We start from the raw sequence: 18,284 nt of genomic DNA, 5'->3' as shown, positions 1-18,284 counted from the left end.
GAGGACCGATGAATCAACGTGCAAATGACGGGATAAAGCAATTCTTAGAGGCTTTATCTGTTGATACAGAGGCACCAGAGTTAGAAAAGACACCAAGTCGTGTAACAGAATTATATGGTGAGTTATTTAGTGGCGTAGGAGTCGAAACAAAATCGGTATGGGGTGAAACGTTTAGCACTGATTACAAGGGACTTATAGCCGTTACAGGTATTCCCTTTTATTCTATGTGTGAGCACCACTTATTGCCATTCTTTGGGACTGTAGACATTGTGTATCAACCCAAGGATGGATGTGTGGCAGGGCTCAGTAAGTTTCAAGATGTTGTTAATATACTCAGTCGCAGACCGCAATTACAAGAGCGGTTAGCATCTGAATTAGCAGATGCGATAATGAATGATTTATCTGCTCATGGTGTTTTTGTTCGTATTACATCGACTCAATTATGTATGCTTATTAAAGGAACTATGCAGCAAGATTCAAAGGTAATTACATTAGAAAGCCGAGGCGTATTAGCTGAAACAGGTACAGTAAGGGATGAAGCGTTGGCAATGTTAGGCGGAGGACAGGTAAATGTTTAAACGTAGAAATTATACATGGAATGATGGCAAAAACTTATCTTTGTGTGATCGTACCCTTATCATGGGTATACTGAATGGTACACCTGACTCCTTCTCTGATGGGGGGCAATTTAATACACCAGAAACAGCTACTGCTCATGTGAAACAAATGATTGAAGATGGTGCAGATATTATCGATTTAGGCGTTGAGTCTACACGACCAGGTTCTACACCTTTGACTACGGACGAAGAAATAGAACGTCTTTCTTTATTGATAGAACCTGTGTTAAAGGCCTCTACCGTTCCTGTATCTATCGATACATATCATGCAAAAACCGCAGAATATGCTTTCTCAAAAGGGGCACATATTCTAAATGATGTATGGGGCTTACATTATGACCCTGACATGGCCGCGGTGGTGGCTAAATATAAGGTACCTGTTATCATCATGCATAATAGTAATGATACAAACTATGGTGATATCATTGAAGATATGAAAGCTTTCTTCTTCTGCGCTATTGATAAAGCGTTGAAAGAGGGTGTAACGCCACAACAAATCTGGCTTGACCCAGGTATTGGCTTTGGTAAAACTGAAGAACAAAATATTGAAGTTATGCAACGCTTGGGTGAGTTAACCGCTTATGAATACCCTGTTTTGCTTGCTCCAAGCCGTAAGCGTTTCATCGGATCTATGTTAGGCGGATTGCCTCCGGAAGATCGCGATGAAGGTACGGTAGCTGCTTGTATTACAGGTGTATTCCAAGGCGTTGATATGGTGCGTGTTCACAATGTGAAAATGCACAAACGCGCCTTAGCTGTAGCAGACGGCTTGTTACGAGGTGAATAATGGATAGAATCGTTTTAAAAAATATGGCATTTTACGGATACCACGGAAATTTGGCATCTGAGCAAGAACAAGGGCAACGATTTTTTGTAGATGTAGAAATAATAACTGATCTTACAAAGGCCGGTCAAAGTGATCAATTAGAGGACTCCATCAATTATGTAGAGGTATATGAAATTGTAGAATCAATTATGACTGGTGAAAAGCATAATTTGTTAGAACGATTAGGGGCGCTTATCGCCGATTCCTTGTACCAACATTATCAAGGTATCGTAGGTCTCTCAGTAACGGTGCGTAAACCATCTGTACCGATTTCAGGTATTTTGGATTATGTTGAGGTTATCACCACAAGAGGACAAATTTGATGTATACCTATTACATCAGTGTAGGCTCGAATATGGGGGATAAGAGAGGCTACATCAGTTCTGCTTTTCGATCCTTACTACATCATGAGGCAATTTCCAGGCTAGTCACTTCTCCTCTGATTGAAACTGAGCCGTGGGGATATACGGAACAAGACACCTTTGTCAATGGCGTATGGTCTTGTGAAAGCACTCTAGATCCACATCAAATGCTCAGCCTTATTCAGCAATTAGAGCAGGAGGCTGGACGAAAACGATTGATTCATTGGGGACCTCGCACATTAGATTTGGATATTATTTTAGTGTACGATATAGAGGGGAAGATGATTTCTTTGTGTGATGAAAGTCTTGTGATACCGCATCCTCATTTTTGGAATCGTAAATTTGTAATAGAACCGCTATCTCAGCTATTACCAACATTCACATATAAAGGGACTAAGATTGCTGACCGATTAGCTCAATTGGGTGTATAAGCTAGAATCGTATATAATCTAATGTTAGATACACTGTAAACACGATACATATTGTACGCATGCTTTTACGTTTTATGATTGGAAAGTCATGGAGAGCGTAGATGAATATAAAACGTATTGGATTATTTGTACTGGCACTTATTATAATGGGGATATCTTACTGGCTTGCTGTAGGAGCAAATTATGATAGTAAAACAGTACGTATTGATCCAGAAGCGCATACACTGGTTAATTCTAGTGATGCCATTATTTCAAAACGAATATTAGCTATGAAGACTAGTGGATCACAAGTGTATTTTTTAGGTTATGAAGGACTAGGGATTTATAATTTATCTGATAATGCACTTCGTTTAATGCCAATAACCTTTAGGGGACAACATATAGAGCCAACTAAATCGGATGATTACCAACGAGGTTTACGGAATATAACAAAGCTAAAATCTTTATCCGATTTCAGTGCTGAAGAGCAAAAAGAATTTAAAGGCTTGTTGGAGTCTACTGATGGAGGGGCCCATTATTATGGTGACTTTTACCATTCTGGTTATGAGTCGTCCCTCATTGATTTGAAGGACCAGTATTTTATTACGAATACAGTACGTGCATTAAAACGTGTTAATCATACATTATATGTGTATGATGGATCAGGTTTTATTATTATAGATTTAGATAATCGTCGTATCCAAGGGTTCTTTAATAACCGCATTAGTGGTGAAGGCTCTAAGGGTGTACCTGATAGCTTACGTGGGCACTATGGTTCTGACTTTACTATGATATATGCATTATCTAAATTGGATCCTACAGATTTGGATATTTTGTGGTCCATGCGTAAACAATATTTAGAAAAATCTCCTCAAGCGATGGAAGGAAAAGATTTGTTCCCACTCAATTTGGATGAGATGAATTTAAATGAGTTATGATTCTATTAAGATAAATCATATACAGATATATGTGATTTAAATAATTGGCATTTGAGGATATGCTATCGTTTTATGCTAAGGTATGGAGGCTCTTATGAAGTTACGTAAGGTAGGTATTATTGGCACTGGCCATGTAGGCTCTCATGTGGCATTTTCTTTAGCCTTGCAAGGTGAGGTTGATGGATTATATTTGATGGATATTGACGAGAAAAAAGCTCAGGCGCAAGCTATGGATATTAATGATGCCGTAAGCTATATTCCACATCAAGTAACTGCTACATCAGGTCCTATTGAAGAATGTGGAGATTGTGATATCCTCGTTTTTAGTGCGGGGCCTTTGCCGAATTTGTATCAGGATCGCCTTGAGAGCCTTGGTGAAACAGTGGCTGTACTAAAAGACGTTATTCCACGTATTAAGCAGTCTTCTTTTCAAGGTTTCATCATTTCAATTTCTAATCCTGCTGATGTGGTAGCTACCTATTTATGTAAACATCTTGAGTGGAATCCTAAGCGTATTATTTCAACGGGAACCGCTCTAGATTCAGCTAGATTGCAAAAAGAATTAGCTCATATCTTTACTATTAGTAATCGCTCTATTACGGCCTACTGTTTAGGTGAACATGGAGGTAGTGCCATGGTGCCGTGGTCCCATGTCTGTGTACAAGGTAAACCACTTTTAGAATTATATCGAGAGCTACCTCATAGATTTCCTAAACTTGACCATACAAAAGTACTAGATGATGTTAAAATTGGTGGCTATCATGTACTAGCTGGTAAAGGCTCTACGGAGTTTGGTATTGCGAGTGCTACCACAGAATTGATTCGCGCCGTATTCCATGATGAAAAGAAGGTATTGCCTTGCTCCTGTTATTTAAATGGACAATATGGAGAAGAAGGAATATTTGCATCTACTCCTGCTGTTATTGGTAAAGATGGTATCGAAGATGTTCTTGAACTGCAACTAACCAATGAAGAGCTAGCCTTATTTAAAGCTTCTTGTGCTGTCATTCGTGAACATGTTGCAAAGGCTGAGGCTATGTAAGTGGATGTTTACTTTTGTATATAGAAAGTTTACATCGCATATGGAGTTTTAAAATTATACGGATTTATGTTACCGTTCTTAATGAGAAATATCTGTAATTTTCTTTAGTCCCAAGCTCTGTTATGTGGTATAATCTAAAAATGACAGTATACAGATGATGAATATTTGGGGGACATTATGACTCAGGACACTATGGATGTACAACGCCCAAAAAGGCCACGCAAACGGGTTCGTCCTAATCGCAAAGCACAGGATCAGCGTATTATCCTCATGTGGATCAAGCGGATTGGCATAGGGATTATGGTGCTGTTACTGTTAGGGCAGGCTTATCGCTTGGTGGCTGTATATCAAGAAAAACAACATATAGAGCAACAATTGCAAGAGTTACAGCAGCGAAATGAAGAGTTAGAACAGGAAAAGGCTAGGTTACAAGATCCAAAGACCATAGAAGGGGTTGCTCGTGAGGAGTTAGGATTGGTAAAGCCTGGTGAAGTACCGTATGTAAAATAGAGTGTATTCTATTATTTTTTCCTTTGCATCAGTTTGTAGTTTAAGGTTTCCGCATTAATTAGGAGGTTGCATGGCAATCGAAGTTGGTAACATTATTGATGGTACCGTATCAGGTATTACAAAATTCGGCGTATTTGTTGATTTAGGAGAAAAGCAAACAGGGTTAGTTCATATTTCTGAAGTAGCTCATGGATATATCGAAGATATTAATACCCTTTTAAAGGTTGAGGATCCAGTAAAGGTTAAGGTTTTATCTATTGATGGGAATAAAATAGGACTTTCCATTCGTCAAACACAACCTAAAGAGGGGATGGACGAAGAAAAACGTCCTCATCGTGTTCAATCGAAACAAAGCATAGAGTCTTTCGAAGCGAAGATGAAATCATTTTTGCGCGATAGCAATGAACGATTACACGATTTAAAACGTAATACCGAAGGAAAACGCGGAGGCCGAGGTGGTCGTCGAGATTAATAGTGAGAGATGGCATCTAGCCATCTCTTTACTTATGTATAGAGTATTAACGCTATAATAGTATTAGGGAAAATCATTTATATGTAAGGAGCAATTATGAAGTTAGCAATTATCGATATTGGCTCTAATTCGGTGCGCTTATTATTGGCTACCTATGAGAATAACGAGTGGCGTTATGAGCCTAAGCAGTTGTGGACTACTCGTTTAGGTCAACGAAATACAGATGGTACCTTGCGAGATGAATCCATGGAAGCATCCTATCAAGCCTTTACGGATATACAAAAAATAGCAAATGAATACGGTGCTGACTATTGCTTTGGTTTTGCGACGAGCGCTGTTCGTGAAGCGGCTAATGGACTTGCATTTATGGAACGTATTAATACATACTGTCCTATGGAGTGGCGAATTTTATCTGGTGCTGAAGAGGCCATGTATGGCTTTTATGGCGCTTTAGGAAATCAATTAGAGGATGGACGTCATTATACGACCATTGATATTGGTGGAGGTAGTACAGAACTTGCATTAGGTAACAAGGATGGAGTGTACTGGAGCCGTTCTTATCCTGTGGGAGCGGTACGCCTTCAATCTATATCTGACGAAGGGCCTCAACGAGTGTGGGAGGAAACCCGTTTTCTTTGGGATCCGATGATGATTGAAGGTGAATTTGGTGAATTTATCGGTATTGGAGGAACCCTAACAACCTTGGCTGCTATTGATTTAGGTTTAGACCATTATGATGGCACAAAGGTACAAGGTCATAAATTGAGCCGTGAAACGGTGGAAGGCATTATTATGAATTTGCGGTATATGAGTCGTGATGAGAGACTACAAGTAAAAGGGTTACCCGCTGGGCGTGCCGACATTATTGTTGCTGGGGCAGAGATTTTAACGTCCTTTATGGATTTCTATGAGGTCCCTCATGTATTTGTGAGCGACCAAGATGGTATGGAGGCGATGGCCCGTGAATGTGAAAGCACTCATTCGAACCGTTAATCACACTTTAAAATTACATGATATATTTCCTGAGAATTGTCGTATCTTGGTAGCTTGTTCTGGTGGTCCTGATTCGATGGCTTTATTGCATTTATTGCAAGATATTGCTACACATCGCCATACAGTATATGAGCTTGGAGTTGCTATCGTAGATCATTGTATTCGTTCTGAAAGTAAGGATGAGGTCCTATGGTTAAGAAATCAAGCGGACGTACTAGGACTGCCATTTTATACGGCTGTCTTTGACGTGCCTAAATTGAGTCAAGCTCAAAAGCTATCAGAGGAAACTATAGGCCGCCAAGTTCGGTATCAATGGCTAACCGGTATAGCACAGTCTGAGGGGTATGACTATATTGCAGTAGCTCATCATAAAGATGACCAAGCAGAATCAATTTTAGCACATCTTATTAGAGGGACTGGACTTAATGGTTTGACAGGCATGGCCGTTGTTAGTAATGATTATACTGTTCCAGTAGTAAGACCTCTGTTAGATGTCACAAAAGAAGAATTACTTCTATATTTAAAAGAGAAAGATATTTCTTACTGTATAGATAGTACAAATGAGGATGTACGATATCAAAGAAATAGAATTCGTCATCGCATTATACCTGAGTTAAAAGCCATTAATCCTATCGTTATCGATGCTATAGTAAGGCTAGGGGCTTCTGTACGCGAAGACATTTCTCTTATTTCTAATTTAACGGATATGGCGTTTGATGAGTTAGTAACTATCTCTGATGAGGGCGCGTTTATATCTCGTAGGGGGTTACGTAAGAAGCCGTTGGCTATCCAACGTCGATTGTGGCAAAGACTGGTGAGCATCTTTGATCCTGAAATCAAGCTTACCACTGCTCATCAAGAGCAATTACTCGACATTGTTAACACTGGGGAAAAGAAAACTTTCAATATAAAAAGTATAAAAGTAAGTGCTCAATGTGATACAATAAAAGTATATTGCAAACATTAATATGAATTGCGGAGGTCATATAGATGCATCAAGATGCAAAAGATATTTTATATACAGAGGAACAATTAAAGGCACGTGTGGCTGAATTAGGTCATCAAATCAGTGCTGACTATAAAGGGGAATCCGTAGTTCTCGTAGGGGTATTGAAAGGTGCTATCGTTTTTTTTACAGATTTAGCTCGTTCTATCGATGAGAATGTGGATGTAAGCTTCGATTTTATTTCTTGCTCTAGCTATGGCAGCGGTACAACAAGTACAGGAGTAGTTCGAATTTTAAAAGATTTGGATCGCTCTGTAGAAGGAAAGCATGTACTCGTTGTAGAAGATATTGTAGATACGGGTACAACATTACATTACTTGCTAGAAAATTTACATGCCCGTGGAGCTAAAAGTGTACGCCTTGCAGCGTTATTGAATAAGCCTGAACGCCGTAAAATGGATGTAGAAGTAGACTATGTAGGCTTTGTCATTCCTGACTACTTTGTTATCGGCTATGGTTTAGACTATGCAGAAAAATATCGACACTTACCTTATATAGGTATTTTAAAGGAAGAAATGTATCAAGATTAAAAATATGATATAATATATGAGTGCATCTCTCAACGAGATGTACTCAATTCGTTTATGCCACTAAACTATTATTGAAAGGGGTAATATTTTGGGTCGATTTACTAAAAATATCGTCCTTTATTTACTTATCATTGCCGCTTTCGTTATCGCCATTGACGCTTTCTCTGGTCAAAGTGCGAATAAATCTGAACTCAGTTATACAGGATTTATTCAACAAGTACAACAGAAAAAGGTTGAGTCCGTAACGATTACCAATGATCATGGTATTAAAGGTAAACTAAAAAATGGAACAGAATTCAATTCTTATGCGCCAACTGATGAAACATTAATCAAAACTTTACAAGATAATGGTGTAGAAATTACTGCAGCTCCACCTGAGCAACCTGCTTGGTGGATGAGCTTGTTAGGTTCTGCTATTCCGATTATCATCTTGGTAGTATTATTCTTCTTCATCATGCAACAAACGCAAGGTGGCGGTGGCCGAGTGATGAACTTTGGTAAAAGCCGTGCTAAATTGATGGGTGAAGGCAATGTAAAGGTTAGCTTCAAAGATGTAGCTGGCGCTGAAGAAGCAAAACAAGAATTAGAAGAAGTAGTAGAGTTCTTAAAGGATCCAGGCAAATTTACAACTATCGGTGCTAAAATTCCGAAAGGTGTATTATTGGCAGGACCTCCAGGTACAGGCAAAACATTACTTGCTAAAGCTGTTGCTGGTGAAGCAGGGGTACCATTCTTTACGATTTCTGGTTCTGACTTTGTAGAGATGTTCGTTGGTGTTGGTGCTTCTCGTGTGCGTGATCTTTTCACACAAGCGAAAAAGAACGCCCCATGTATCATCTTTATAGACGAAATTGATGCGGTTGGTCGCCAACGTGGTGCCGGCCTTGGTGGTGGTCACGATGAACGTGAACAAACATTAAACCAATTGCTCGTTGAAATGGATGGCTTTGGTGCCAACGAAGGTATTATTACTATCGCTGCAACAAACCGCCCAGATATTCTAGATCCTGCACTTTTACGTCCAGGTCGTTTTGACCGTCAAGTTATTGTAGGTCGTCCAGACCTACGCGGCCGTGAAGCAATTTTGAAAGTTCATGCTCGTAATAAGCCTTTGGCTGATGATGTAGACTTGAAAATAATTGCGAAGAAAACTCCAGGCTTTACTGGTGCAGACTTGAGCAATTTGTTAAATGAAGCAGCTCTTTTGGCGGCTCGTCTTAACAAAAAAGTAATTACTATGGCTGAAGTTGAAGAAGCCAGTGAAAAAGTTAGCATGGGACCTGAACGCCGCAGTCATATTGTGAGCGATAAGGATCGTAAATTGACAGCATACCATGAATCTGGTCATGCTATCGTGGCACATCTATTGCCTTATGCAGATCCTGTTCATAAAGTAACGATTATTCCTCGTGGTGCAGCTGGTGGCTACACTATGATGCTTCCTACTGAGGAACAAAACTACAAAACAAAATCTCAATTATTAGCAGATATTCGAGTTGCTCTTGGTGGTCGAATTGCAGAAGCCTTGATTTTAGATGAAATCAGTACAGGCGCTTCTGGGGACCTTCAAAGTGTAACTAATACTGCTCGCGCTATGGTAACGCGTTGGGGGATGAGCGACGAGCTTGGTCCTATCGTGTTTGGTGAACAACAAGAACAAATCTTCTTAGGAAAAAACCTAGGCCATGAGCGCAACTATAGTGAAGAAATCGCTGCGAAAATCGACTCTGAAATTCATCGTATCGTAGAAGAAGCTTATAAAGATGTAACAAAACTTCTTAGCGATAATGAAAAATTCTTACATGACATGGCAAATGCTTTGTTAGAAGAGGAAACAATCGATGCGAAAGCGGTAGATAATCTTTACAAATATGGTACAACAAAAGAACCTGAAGCTGAGGAGCCTAAAGTAGCTTCTGAAGTAGAAGGTAGCGTAGTACCAGAGAGTGTTGATGCTAAAGAAATAACTAGTACTGTAGCAGATCCTAGTGAAGCATCATCTAATGAAATTAAATAATGGATTTTGTCCATATGAAAAAGAGCTAGCCTTTTTAGAAGGCTAGCTCTTTTTTACTGTCCATCGTTTATATGACGTGTGGCAAGAAGTTCTGTCATGCGTTGTTCTTTTAGTTTTTGCAAATATTTTTGTGCTAAAACATTTGGTATAGCTACACCGATTGCTATAGCTATAGTTGTAAATGTGCCAGTTACACCATTTTGTATCATAAGGATTAGACTAGCATCATTTAATGCATTGATGTGTAACATGTCGAAGAGAAATCGGTAGTACAGTATACCGGGCATTAATGCGATGGCAGACGGCACGATAATGATAGTGCTAGATGTTTTTAACCAAGTAGAAACTTTTACAAAAATAATACTCATAATGGCAGCACCAATAAAGGTAGCACCTGGTGTAGAAAATCCTAATTCTACGGATAGTATATTGCGAATACATACACATAGTACGCCACCAATACCAATGGATACTAATAGTCTGACAGGAGCATTAAAAAGTACCGCAAAAGCAGCTGCAGCTGTAAAAGAACCGATAACTTGCTCAATGGAAATAACATGAGGTTTAATATCAACAAAATTAAATGCTGGTGCAGGGCTAAAGTAGAGTGCCATGGCCATACCTAAAGTCATGCTACCCACGATGAGTAATGTTCTAATAGCGCGTGTCATACCCGATAAAATATGATTATTAATGATATCGATGACACAATTGATCAATGGTACCCCAGGAATCATGAACAAGGTACAGCAAACGAGTACATATAGTAAGGATTCATTATTTACATGACTATAAAAAGCGTAAGCCGATATCATGGCACCAAATCCGCCTAATGCGATTCCTACATATTCATTAAGCCCTAATCTGCCTGATAGGGTGCGCGTAAAATAACCAATACTAGAACATATGATAGTAACAATGAATGCGATAATATCGCCACTGTAAAGGTATGCAAGACCTGCCGATCCTAGTGCACAAGCTAGTCCTTTTATCCAGTTTGGATACGTCGGTATAGTTGTATCCAGTTTGGCAATTAGTCGTTCATAGGTCGTTAGTGAGTAATGTCGCTCAAAGGCGCGCCATGTGAGCTTTGATACGGCATTGATCATAGCCATATTCGGAATATGAACCGGTGTTTTTCTGAAGACCGTTATGGATCGTTCTTTGTGTAATAGATTGACCATAATAGTGGTATATGAAATATGGATATTTAAGTAATCATGAGGAATTCCCATAAATGTTGCGGCTTTTAGCATTTCCTCAATGATTCGATTTGTATTTGCCCCACATTCCATTAGTAACTTCCCTATGTTGAGTAGTACATCCAGTTTTCGATTAATATGGATAAAAGGGTTCTCTAAAACTTGATTTTTCTCTTCTAATGTAAACTGTTTCATATATCTCTCCGAAGGATAATAGATAGCATTATTGTTATCTATTTTTTTATGTATACCTTTATACTATATACATTATAACATTAATTATTTTAAATAATCCTTGCATTTTACAAGGTACACTTGTACAATCGAATTGTAAACCTAGGTTGACAAAGAAAGGGGCTCTAAACTATGCGTGATGAAGTGCTAGAATTCTTGAGACAAAACCAAGGTAGTTTCGTATCGGGACAAGATATGTCCGAAGCCTGCCATGTTTCGCGCACAGCTATTTGGAAACATATCAAGGCGTTACGTCAAAAAGGCTACAAAATTGAATCTTATACCAAGAGAGGGTATCGATTATTGGAAGAACCTGATTTGTTGAGCCCCTTGGCAATGAAACAAATCTTAAAAACAGATGTATTTGGTAAACGATATGTTTATATGGATACCACGGAGTCTACGAACTTAGAAGCTCGTCGTTTAGCTCAACAAGGTGCAGAAGAAGGTACGGTTGTGGTTACTGAGGAACAGGCTGCTGGTCGTGGGCGTTTATCTCGCGGTTGGTATTCTCCATTTGGCAAAGGCTTGTGGTTTAGCTTGATTTTACGCCCTGATTTTCCACCTGTAGAGGCTCCAAAGTGTACTTTGATGGCTGCAGTGGCTTTAACAAAGGCCTTTCATAAGATGGGGCTCACTGATGCGGGGATAAAGTGGCCTAATGATATTCTTGTGAATGGTCGTAAGCTAGTAGGTATTTTGACAGAAATGTCTGGTTCTATGGAAGAAATTTCTCATATTGTAATGGGCATTGGGGTCAACGTAAAAACAAAACAAGAAGAACTACCAGAAGAGTTAAAATTAATTGCTACATCCCTTGCGATGGAAGATATTGATATTGAGCGCACAGAAGCATTTAGACTTATATTAGAAGAATTAGAACATCAATATTATGAAGTGCTCGATAGTGGCTTTGACGAAACCCTTAATGAATGGCGGCAATTATCTGTTACTCTCGGTGAAGAAATTGAAGTGCGTGCTCCTGGCAATACCTATGAAGGGGTGGCTACAGATATTGATGAAGATGGTAATTTATTAGTAAGAATCTCAGATGGGACAATTAAACGTATTGTGGCAGGGGACGTATCAATTCGTCCGCGTAAATAGGAGGCATTAATGTTATTAGTAATTGATGTGGGAAACACCAATATTGTTCTCGGTGTATACGACAAGACAGAACTTGTGGGTCACTGGCGTATTTCCACAGATCGGGTCCGTACCACCGATGAATATGGCATGCTGATGATGAACTTATTCTTTCACGACCGTAAGGTTGATGTAAAAGATATTAATGCTATCATTATTTCCTCGGTTGTACCACCATTAATGCCTACATTAGAGCGCGTGTGTTTGCGCTACTTTAATGTAAATCCTCTTATTGTAGGTCCAGGTACTAAAACTGGCATCGCTATTAAGTATGATAATCCTCGTGAAGTAGGGGCTGACCGTATTGTAAATGCTGTAGCAGCACATGAGCTTTATAAGGGCGATTTAATTATCATCGATTTTGGTACGGCTACAACTTATTGTGCGGTACAAGGTAATGGCGATTATATGGGCGGGGTTATTACTCCAGGGGTAACAATTTCTGCAGAGGCTTTATTCCAACGGGCGGCCAAATTACCTCGTATCGATGTGAGAGACCCAGGGCAAGTCATTTGCCGAAATACGGTGTCTTCTATGCAATCTGGTATGTTCTACGGTTATGTAGGTCAAGTAGAAGGCCTCGTGTCTCGTATGAAAGCGGAAATGGGAAATCATGTAACTGTAGTGGCTACAGGTGGTTTGGCACAGCTTATTAGCAGTGCTACAGACTGCATTGACCATGTAGAACCTATGCTTACATTAGAAGGCTTACGCCTTATTTACGAAAGAAATAAATAATGCTACTATAATATAGTTACGTATATGTAACGAAGTAGTGTACATTCGGGTACAGCTTATGCTGTACCTTTTTTATTAAGGGAAATAGAATTATATGAATAATAAACAGTGGCAAATTGGGGCTGTCAAAATTGATGGTCAAGCCATATTAGCGCCTATGGCAGGGGTTAGCGATATTGCGTATCGACTACTGGCTAAAAAACATGGTGCAGCCTTGGTATGTACCGAAATGGTCAGTGCTATGGGCATTAAATATAAGAATGAACGTACTCATGAATTATTGCGCATTGAAGAGGCAGAACGTCCTGTATCCATGCAAATTTTTGGCTCTAATCCAGAAGCAATCGCTTTGGGGGCTAAGGTTGTGGCCGATGCGGGCGCCGATATTGTAGATATAAATATGGGTTGTCCTGTTAAAAAGGTAGTTACCTCTGGCGATGGTTCGGCACTTATGAAAAATCCTGATCTAGCGGCTCGTGTTGCAGAAGCCGCTGTTGAGGCTATTGATGTACCGGTTACTGTAAAAATGCGTATTGGTTGGGATAGTGACTCTATCAATGTCGTGGATTTTGCAAAGCGCATTGAGTCTACAGGTGTGGCTGCTATTGCTGTACATGGTCGTACAAAGGAGCAAATGTATAGTGGACATGCGGACTGGTCTTATATTAAGGCTGTGAAAGAAGCTGTATCTGTACCCGTACTTGGCAATGGAGATATAGTGAATCCTGAAGATGCTAAGCAAATGCTTGATGAAACCGGTTGTGATGCTGTAATGGTAGGCCGTGGTGCACAGGGGAATCCTTGGATCTTTGGTCGTATTCATCATTATTTAGCCACTGGTGAAGTATTGCCGGCTCCGACCGATATAGAGCGTCTAGATATGTTATTAAAGCATTTTGACCTGTTATGCCAATACAAGGGTGAAAGTATGGCCGTTAAGGAGATACGCACTCATGCGGGCTGGTATATGAAGGGACTTCCGGAATCTGCATATTGGCGCAATCGAGTGAATACAATTCATACTGTAACAAGCTTTCACAATGAGCTAGAATCATATCGCAAAATACTGTCCGAAGGGTAGTCAGATTGACAAATAAATAGTATTTTTATATAATGATTGAGATAATTTAGAAACAAGAGATAAGGTGTCATCTTATTATGACACTTTTTCTTATTATTTATATGTAGAAAGAGTGGGGTACCCATGGCAGACGTAAAAGAAACATTACTCACCGCCGAAGGTTTAAAGAAGTTAGAAGAAGAATTAGCGTACTATAAATCTGTACGCCGTATTGAAGTATCTGAACGTATTAAAACTGCTATTGAATATGGCGATATCAGTGAAAACTCTGAATATGATGATGCAAAAAATGAACAAGCTTTTATTGAAGGTCATATTGTAGAGTTAGAGAATAAGATTAACACTGCGAAGATCATCGATGAATCTGTAAAAGGTGACGTTGTATCTGTAGGTAGTAAAGTTACTGTACTTGACACTATGTACAACGATGAATTGGAATATGTTATCGTTGGTTCCTCTGAAGCGGATCCATTTAACAATCGTATCTCTAATGAATCTCCTGTAGGTAAAGCTATTTTGGGTAAACGTAAGGGCGATGAAGTAGAGGTTTCCACACCAGATGGTCCTGTAACATTCAAAGTGTTAGCAATCCAATAATTTACAATTACCGACAAAGAGGCGATAACATGAGTGAAGAAATTAAAAATATACAAGAAGAGCTGAATGAGCAAATGCAAATTCGCCGCGATAAATTAGCCGAATATGAAGCTGATGGTATTTACCCATTTGGCCAACGTTTTGTCGTAAAAGATTACGCAAAAGATATTAAAGAAGACTTCTTTTTGAAATATGATGGCCAGCCTGTAGTTATTGCAGGTCGTTTGATGACAATCCGTTCCCATGGTAAAACGGCATTTGCGAATATTCGTGATAAATCTGGTGATATTCAAGTATACTTCCGTAAAGATGTATTGGGCGAAGATGCTTATAAATACGTTAAAATGCTTGATATCGGTGATATCATCGGCGTAGAAGGTCACGTATTTAAAACACATACCGGTGAAGTTACCATTAAAGTTAACAAATTAACATTGTTATCTAAGTCTTTACGTCCATTACCAGAAAAATGGCATGGATTAAAGGATACAGAACTTCGTTACCGTCAACGCTATGTTGATTTGATTGTAAATCCTGAAGTGCGTGATACATTTGTAAAACGCTCTCAAATCGTTGCTAAGATTCGCGAATACATGATGCGTGATGGCTTCATGGAAGTGGAAACACCGATGATGCATGCTATCCCTGGTGGGGCTGCTGCACGTCCATTTATCACTCACCATAATGCGCTTGATATCGATATTTACATGCGTATTGCACCAGAATTGTATCTCAAACGTTTAATCGTTGGTGGTATGGACCGCGTGTTCGAAATGAACCGTTGCTTCCGTAACGAAGGTATCGATAATCGTCATAATCCAGAATTTACTACTATCGAATCGTACCAAGCCTATGGCGATGTAGAGGATGCGATTCGCTTAACAGAAAATCTTGTGTCCTACTGTGCTCAAGAAGTACTTGGTACACAAGAAATTACATACCAAGGCACAGAAATTAATTTGACTCCTCCTTGGAATCGTATCACAATGGCTGAAGGTGTAAAAAAATACACTGGTGAAGATTTTGATGCAGTCACAACTATAGAAGAAGCTCGTGCTATTGCTGATCGCTTAAATGTAGAATACACAGAAAATGATGGTATTGGTAAAATCTTAAATCTTTGCTTTGAAGATTATGTAGAAGAAAACTTGATTCAGCCAACTATTGTATATGGTCATCCTAAAGAGATTTCTCCACTTGCTAAAGCAAGTCGTGAAAATCCATTGGCTACAGAACGTTTTGAAGCTTTCATCTATGGTCGTGAATTGGCAAATGGCTTCTCCGAGTTAAATGATCCAATCGACCAAAAACAACGTTTCTTGGATCAATTGAAAGAACGTGAAGCGGGTGACGATGAAGCTCATCGTATGGATGAGGATTTCGTTACTGCTCTTGAGTACGGCTTGCCTCCAACAGCTGGTCTTGGTGTTGGTATCGACCGTCTTGTTATGTTCTTAACAGACTCTGCATCTATTCGAGATGTATTATTGTTCCCGTTGATGAAACCAGAAGCTCCTAAGCATTTTGAAGCTGAAGAAGCAGAATAATAATCGACACTATTAAGGCTCCCTATTCTTTGAGTAGGGAGCTTTTTATATATTTATGAAATAGTTAGTATCATATAAATATCATTTTAAACCTGTTACTACGATACTGCCTTTAAATATGTATTGAAACATGAATGCTATATGTAATTTTATACGATGGATTAATGGAGTGGTTAATATGTTGAGCTCCTGTACCAGTCTATAAGTATATAAAAAAATTAACGATATAAAGTCTATAGAAAATAATTTCTAGGATAAAAGAATAGTTTATGATTATTCATCAATTGTTATTGACATTGTATAAAAATAATTTTATACTAAGTGTGAGATGTGGTATTTACATAATATATATGATATAAATTCATGCATATAAAGTTTTTCTTATTTATCTTTACTTTATCGAATCTGAATGTGATGATATAGATTAACTGTATAGAACTACTACATACCTTGTATAACCTTGACGGGATGGGTCAAGTCTCTCTAGCGTGAACCGAGATTTACGGCTACAAGAGCTTATTTATGATGCTCTTGTAGCCGTTTTTTATTTAACTAAATTTATATTTCTAAAAGTTTAGGAGGTAAGTGCGATGAGTTCAATGGATTATGAAAGAGGTAATCAAGCCAATGGTTGTCTTGATCGGTTTTTCAAGTTAACCAAACATGGAACATCAGTAAAGACTGAGATTTTTGCGGGTATTACAATGTTTATTGCATCAGTATACATTCTGGCAGTAATACCCAATCTATTATCTGTATCAGGAATGCCTCATGGTAGTGCTGTAGCGGCTGTAATTTTAACAACTGCCTTTGCGACAATGCTAATAGGTTTTGTTGCTAATGTTCCGGTTATCGTAGCCCCTGGACTTGGCCTAAGTGCATTTTTCTCGTATACCATTTGTGGTGCTATGGGCCTTAGTTGGCAAACTGCATTAGGTGCCGTTTTTATTTCCGGTACAGTTTTTGTTATTTTAACAGTTACTAAAGTTCTTAATAAAATAGTAGATGGTATTCCACAAGTGCTGAAAACCTCTATTGGCGTAGGTATTGGTTTATTCGTTGCCTTCATTGGCTTTAAAAATGCTCATATAATTATTTCTGATAATGCTACATTTGTAACCCTTGGGAACATGAAAGATCCTGCAGTACTATTAACATTGTTAGGCTTGTTTATTACAAGTATTTTATTAGCTAAGCAGGTTAAGGGTGGATTGTTAATTGGTATGGCCTTCACTACGATTTTGGCTATGGTGTTAGGTTTGACTAAGGTTCCTATATCTAGTTCGGATATCTTTAACTTGGTACCACCATTTCCAGTAGACACATTTGGTCAACTTGATGTAATGAGTGCTATTGGGTATGGCTTTTTCTCCATTATCTTCTCCATTACTATTGTGGATATGTTCGATAATATCGGTACATTGATTGGTGTAACGAGAAAAGCAAACTTAGTAAATGAAAAAGGGAAATTTGAAGGTTTGAATCGTGCCTTGCTATGTACGTCTATTGGTGCCGCAGCAGGTGCTGTTGTAGGTACCTCTACAGTTACTTCTTATATTGAAAGTGCGGCAGCCGTTGCTGATGGTGGTCGCACAGGTCTTACGGCAGTAGTAACTGGCCTTTTATACTTGGTATCTTTATTCTTTGCACCGTTGTTCTTATTGGTACCGGTACAAGCGACTGCACCTGTACTGATTACTATTGGCGTATTTATGATGAGTGAGGTAACGCATATTGATTTTACTGATTTCACGGAAGCATTGCCTGCGTTCTTAACAATTCTTCTTATGCCATTAACATTTAGTATTGCTCAAGGTTTATCCTTTGGTTTTATTTCTTATACATTAATTAAATTGGCCACAGGTCGTCATCATGAAATTCATCCTATTATGTACATCATGACTGTGGCGTTCATCATTCACTTTGCTATTTAAATAGCATATACTATGAATCATATAGCATAGTCTATTAAACGAAAATCTAGCGTAGTATATGGGCGCAGTACTTTAGGGCTCT

19 protein-coding genes and 1 riboswitch are annotated in these 18,284 nt (G+C 38.9%); of the genes, 18 read left to right on the top strand and 1 reads right to left on the bottom strand.

Translation table 11 applies throughout. From position 1 onward, the window contains the following. Positions 1–8 precede the first annotated feature (8 nt). The 12 genes from folE (at position 9) to ftsH (ending at position 9,723) form a co-directional block, all read left to right on the top strand. Positions 9–578 carry a GTP cyclohydrolase I gene (folE, locus tag HMPREF0873_RS09590; RefSeq protein ID WP_004695394.1) on the top strand — a complete coding sequence of 190 codons (570 nt, stop codon included), beginning with the start codon at positions 9–11 and terminating at the stop codon, positions 576–578. Next, positions 571–1,404: a dihydropteroate synthase gene (gene folP / locus HMPREF0873_RS09585; protein ID WP_004695397.1), complete on the top strand. Its 834-nt coding sequence runs from the start codon at positions 571–573 to the stop codon at positions 1,402–1,404. Before folE ends, folP begins: the two co-directional genes overlap by 8 nt. Next, positions 1,404–1,766, top strand: coding sequence for a dihydroneopterin aldolase (folB, locus tag HMPREF0873_RS09580; RefSeq protein ID WP_008603485.1), 363 nt, complete (start codon positions 1,404–1,406; stop codon positions 1,764–1,766). The genes folP and folB overlap by 1 nt, the downstream gene beginning before the upstream one ends. Further along, a complete protein-coding gene (gene folK / locus HMPREF0873_RS09575) occupies positions 1,766–2,236 on the top strand; it encodes a 2-amino-4-hydroxy-6-hydroxymethyldihydropteridine diphosphokinase (RefSeq protein WP_008603484.1) in 471 nt (156 codons plus the stop codon). The genes folB and folK overlap by 1 nt, the downstream gene beginning before the upstream one ends. A 101-nt stretch (positions 2,237–2,337) precedes the next feature. After that, on the top strand, positions 2,338–3,153 hold the full coding sequence (locus tag HMPREF0873_RS09570) for a hypothetical protein (protein ID WP_008715821.1): 816 nt from the start codon (positions 2,338–2,340) through the stop codon (positions 3,151–3,153). A 94-nt stretch (positions 3,154–3,247) separates the two neighbouring features. Beyond that, on the top strand, positions 3,248–4,195 hold the full coding sequence (locus HMPREF0873_RS09565; protein ID WP_038125918.1) for an L-lactate dehydrogenase: 948 nt from the start codon (positions 3,248–3,250) through the stop codon (positions 4,193–4,195). Positions 4,196–4,372: 177 nt separating this feature from the next. Next, the gene (locus HMPREF0873_RS09560) at positions 4,373–4,705 is read left to right on the top strand and encodes a septum formation initiator family protein (protein ID WP_004698500.1); all 333 of its coding nucleotides are present in this window, start codon (positions 4,373–4,375) and stop codon (positions 4,703–4,705) included. 70 nt (positions 4,706–4,775) lie between these two features. Beyond that, positions 4,776–5,177, top strand: coding sequence for a S1 RNA-binding domain-containing protein (locus tag HMPREF0873_RS09555; RefSeq protein WP_004695410.1), 402 nt, complete (start codon positions 4,776–4,778; stop codon positions 5,175–5,177). Between the two features lie 96 nt (positions 5,178–5,273). Continuing rightward, entirely contained in the window at positions 5,274–6,170 is an 897-nt protein-coding gene (locus HMPREF0873_RS09550) for a phosphatase (RefSeq protein ID WP_008603478.1), read from the top strand. Then, positions 6,139–7,137, top strand: coding sequence for a tRNA lysidine(34) synthetase TilS (tilS, locus tag HMPREF0873_RS09545; RefSeq protein WP_038125915.1), 999 nt, complete (start codon positions 6,139–6,141; stop codon positions 7,135–7,137). Before HMPREF0873_RS09550 ends, tilS begins: the two co-directional genes overlap by 32 nt. Positions 7,138–7,160: 23 nt before the next feature. Further along, a complete protein-coding gene (gene hpt / locus HMPREF0873_RS09540; RefSeq protein ID WP_004695416.1) occupies positions 7,161–7,706 on the top strand; it encodes a hypoxanthine phosphoribosyltransferase in 546 nt (181 codons plus the stop codon). 88 nt (positions 7,707–7,794) lie between these two features. Further along, positions 7,795–9,723 (top strand): ATP-dependent zinc metalloprotease FtsH, encoded by a 1,929-nt coding sequence (ftsH, locus tag HMPREF0873_RS09535; protein ID WP_008715818.1) that lies wholly within the window; start codon positions 7,795–7,797, stop codon positions 9,721–9,723. Positions 9,724–9,776: 53 nt separating this feature from the next. Here ftsH and HMPREF0873_RS09530 read toward each other — a convergent pair whose 3' ends face one another. Further along, entirely contained in the window at positions 9,777–11,120 is a 1,344-nt protein-coding gene (locus HMPREF0873_RS09530; RefSeq protein WP_008715817.1) for a threonine/serine exporter ThrE family protein, read from the bottom strand. Positions 11,121–11,291: 171 nt separating this feature from the next. Here HMPREF0873_RS09530 and HMPREF0873_RS09525 point away from each other — a divergent pair, with 171 nt between their 5' ends. The 6 genes from HMPREF0873_RS09525 to HMPREF0873_RS09500 all read left to right on the top strand — a co-directional run bounded on the left by HMPREF0873_RS09525 (position 11,292) and on the right by HMPREF0873_RS09500 (position 18,202). Next, positions 11,292–12,266 carry a biotin--[acetyl-CoA-carboxylase] ligase gene (locus tag HMPREF0873_RS09525; RefSeq protein ID WP_008715815.1) on the top strand — a complete coding sequence of 325 codons (975 nt, stop codon included), beginning with the start codon at positions 11,292–11,294 and terminating at the stop codon, positions 12,264–12,266. A gap of 9 nt (positions 12,267–12,275) precedes the next feature. Then, on the top strand, positions 12,276–13,043 hold the full coding sequence (locus HMPREF0873_RS09520) for a type III pantothenate kinase (protein WP_004695423.1): 768 nt from the start codon (positions 12,276–12,278) through the stop codon (positions 13,041–13,043). A gap of 94 nt (positions 13,044–13,137) precedes the next feature. Continuing rightward, positions 13,138–14,124: a tRNA dihydrouridine synthase DusB gene (dusB, locus tag HMPREF0873_RS09515; protein ID WP_008715813.1), complete on the top strand. Its 987-nt coding sequence runs from the start codon at positions 13,138–13,140 to the stop codon at positions 14,122–14,124. 123 nt (positions 14,125–14,247) lie between these two features. After that, a complete protein-coding gene (gene greA, locus HMPREF0873_RS09510) occupies positions 14,248–14,721 on the top strand; it encodes a transcription elongation factor GreA (RefSeq protein WP_004695428.1) in 474 nt (157 codons plus the stop codon). Between the two features lie 29 nt (positions 14,722–14,750). Then, positions 14,751–16,268: a lysine--tRNA ligase gene (gene lysS, locus HMPREF0873_RS09505; protein ID WP_008715811.1), complete on the top strand. Its 1,518-nt coding sequence runs from the start codon at positions 14,751–14,753 to the stop codon at positions 16,266–16,268. Between the two features lie 430 nt (positions 16,269–16,698). Beyond that, positions 16,699–16,797, top strand: a riboswitch (purine riboswitch). Positions 16,798–16,858: 61 nt separating this feature from the next. Beyond that, on the top strand, positions 16,859–18,202 hold the full coding sequence (locus HMPREF0873_RS09500) for an NCS2 family permease (protein WP_008715810.1): 1,344 nt from the start codon (positions 16,859–16,861) through the stop codon (positions 18,200–18,202). Positions 18,203–18,284 lie beyond the last annotated feature (82 nt).

This window comes from Veillonella sp. 3_1_44 (assembly GCF_000163715.1).
GTDB classification, from domain to species: domain Bacteria; phylum Bacillota; class Negativicutes; order Veillonellales; family Veillonellaceae; genus Veillonella; species Veillonella parvula_A.
This window is presented reverse-complemented; position numbering and strand designations above follow the sequence as displayed.

Coding starts and splice junctions, on each gene's coding strand:
- folE (WP_004695394.1), top strand. CDS start 9: ATGAATCAACGTGCAAATGACGGGATAAAGCAATTCTTAGAGGCTTTA.
- folP (WP_004695397.1), top strand. CDS start 571: ATGTTTAAACGTAGAAATTATACATGGAATGATGGCAAAAACTTATCT.
- folB (WP_008603485.1), top strand. CDS start 1,404: ATGGATAGAATCGTTTTAAAAAATATGGCATTTTACGGATACCACGGA.
- folK (WP_008603484.1), top strand. CDS start 1,766: ATGTATACCTATTACATCAGTGTAGGCTCGAATATGGGGGATAAGAGA.
- HMPREF0873_RS09570 (WP_008715821.1), top strand. CDS start 2,338: ATGAATATAAAACGTATTGGATTATTTGTACTGGCACTTATTATAATG.
- HMPREF0873_RS09565 (WP_038125918.1), top strand. CDS start 3,248: ATGAAGTTACGTAAGGTAGGTATTATTGGCACTGGCCATGTAGGCTCT.
- HMPREF0873_RS09560 (WP_004698500.1), top strand. CDS start 4,373: ATGACTCAGGACACTATGGATGTACAACGCCCAAAAAGGCCACGCAAA.
- HMPREF0873_RS09555 (WP_004695410.1), top strand. CDS start 4,776: ATGGCAATCGAAGTTGGTAACATTATTGATGGTACCGTATCAGGTATT.
- HMPREF0873_RS09550 (WP_008603478.1), top strand. CDS start 5,274: ATGAAGTTAGCAATTATCGATATTGGCTCTAATTCGGTGCGCTTATTA.
- hpt (WP_004695416.1), top strand. CDS start 7,161: ATGCATCAAGATGCAAAAGATATTTTATATACAGAGGAACAATTAAAG.
- HMPREF0873_RS09530 (WP_008715817.1), bottom strand. CDS start 11,120: ATGAAACAGTTTACATTAGAAGAGAAAAATCAAGTTTTAGAGAACCCT.
- HMPREF0873_RS09525 (WP_008715815.1), top strand. CDS start 11,292: ATGCGTGATGAAGTGCTAGAATTCTTGAGACAAAACCAAGGTAGTTTC.
- HMPREF0873_RS09520 (WP_004695423.1), top strand. CDS start 12,276: ATGTTATTAGTAATTGATGTGGGAAACACCAATATTGTTCTCGGTGTA.
- dusB (WP_008715813.1), top strand. CDS start 13,138: ATGAATAATAAACAGTGGCAAATTGGGGCTGTCAAAATTGATGGTCAA.
- greA (WP_004695428.1), top strand. CDS start 14,248: ATGGCAGACGTAAAAGAAACATTACTCACCGCCGAAGGTTTAAAGAAG.
- lysS (WP_008715811.1), top strand. CDS start 14,751: ATGAGTGAAGAAATTAAAAATATACAAGAAGAGCTGAATGAGCAAATG.
- HMPREF0873_RS09500 (WP_008715810.1), top strand. CDS start 16,859: ATGAGTTCAATGGATTATGAAAGAGGTAATCAAGCCAATGGTTGTCTT.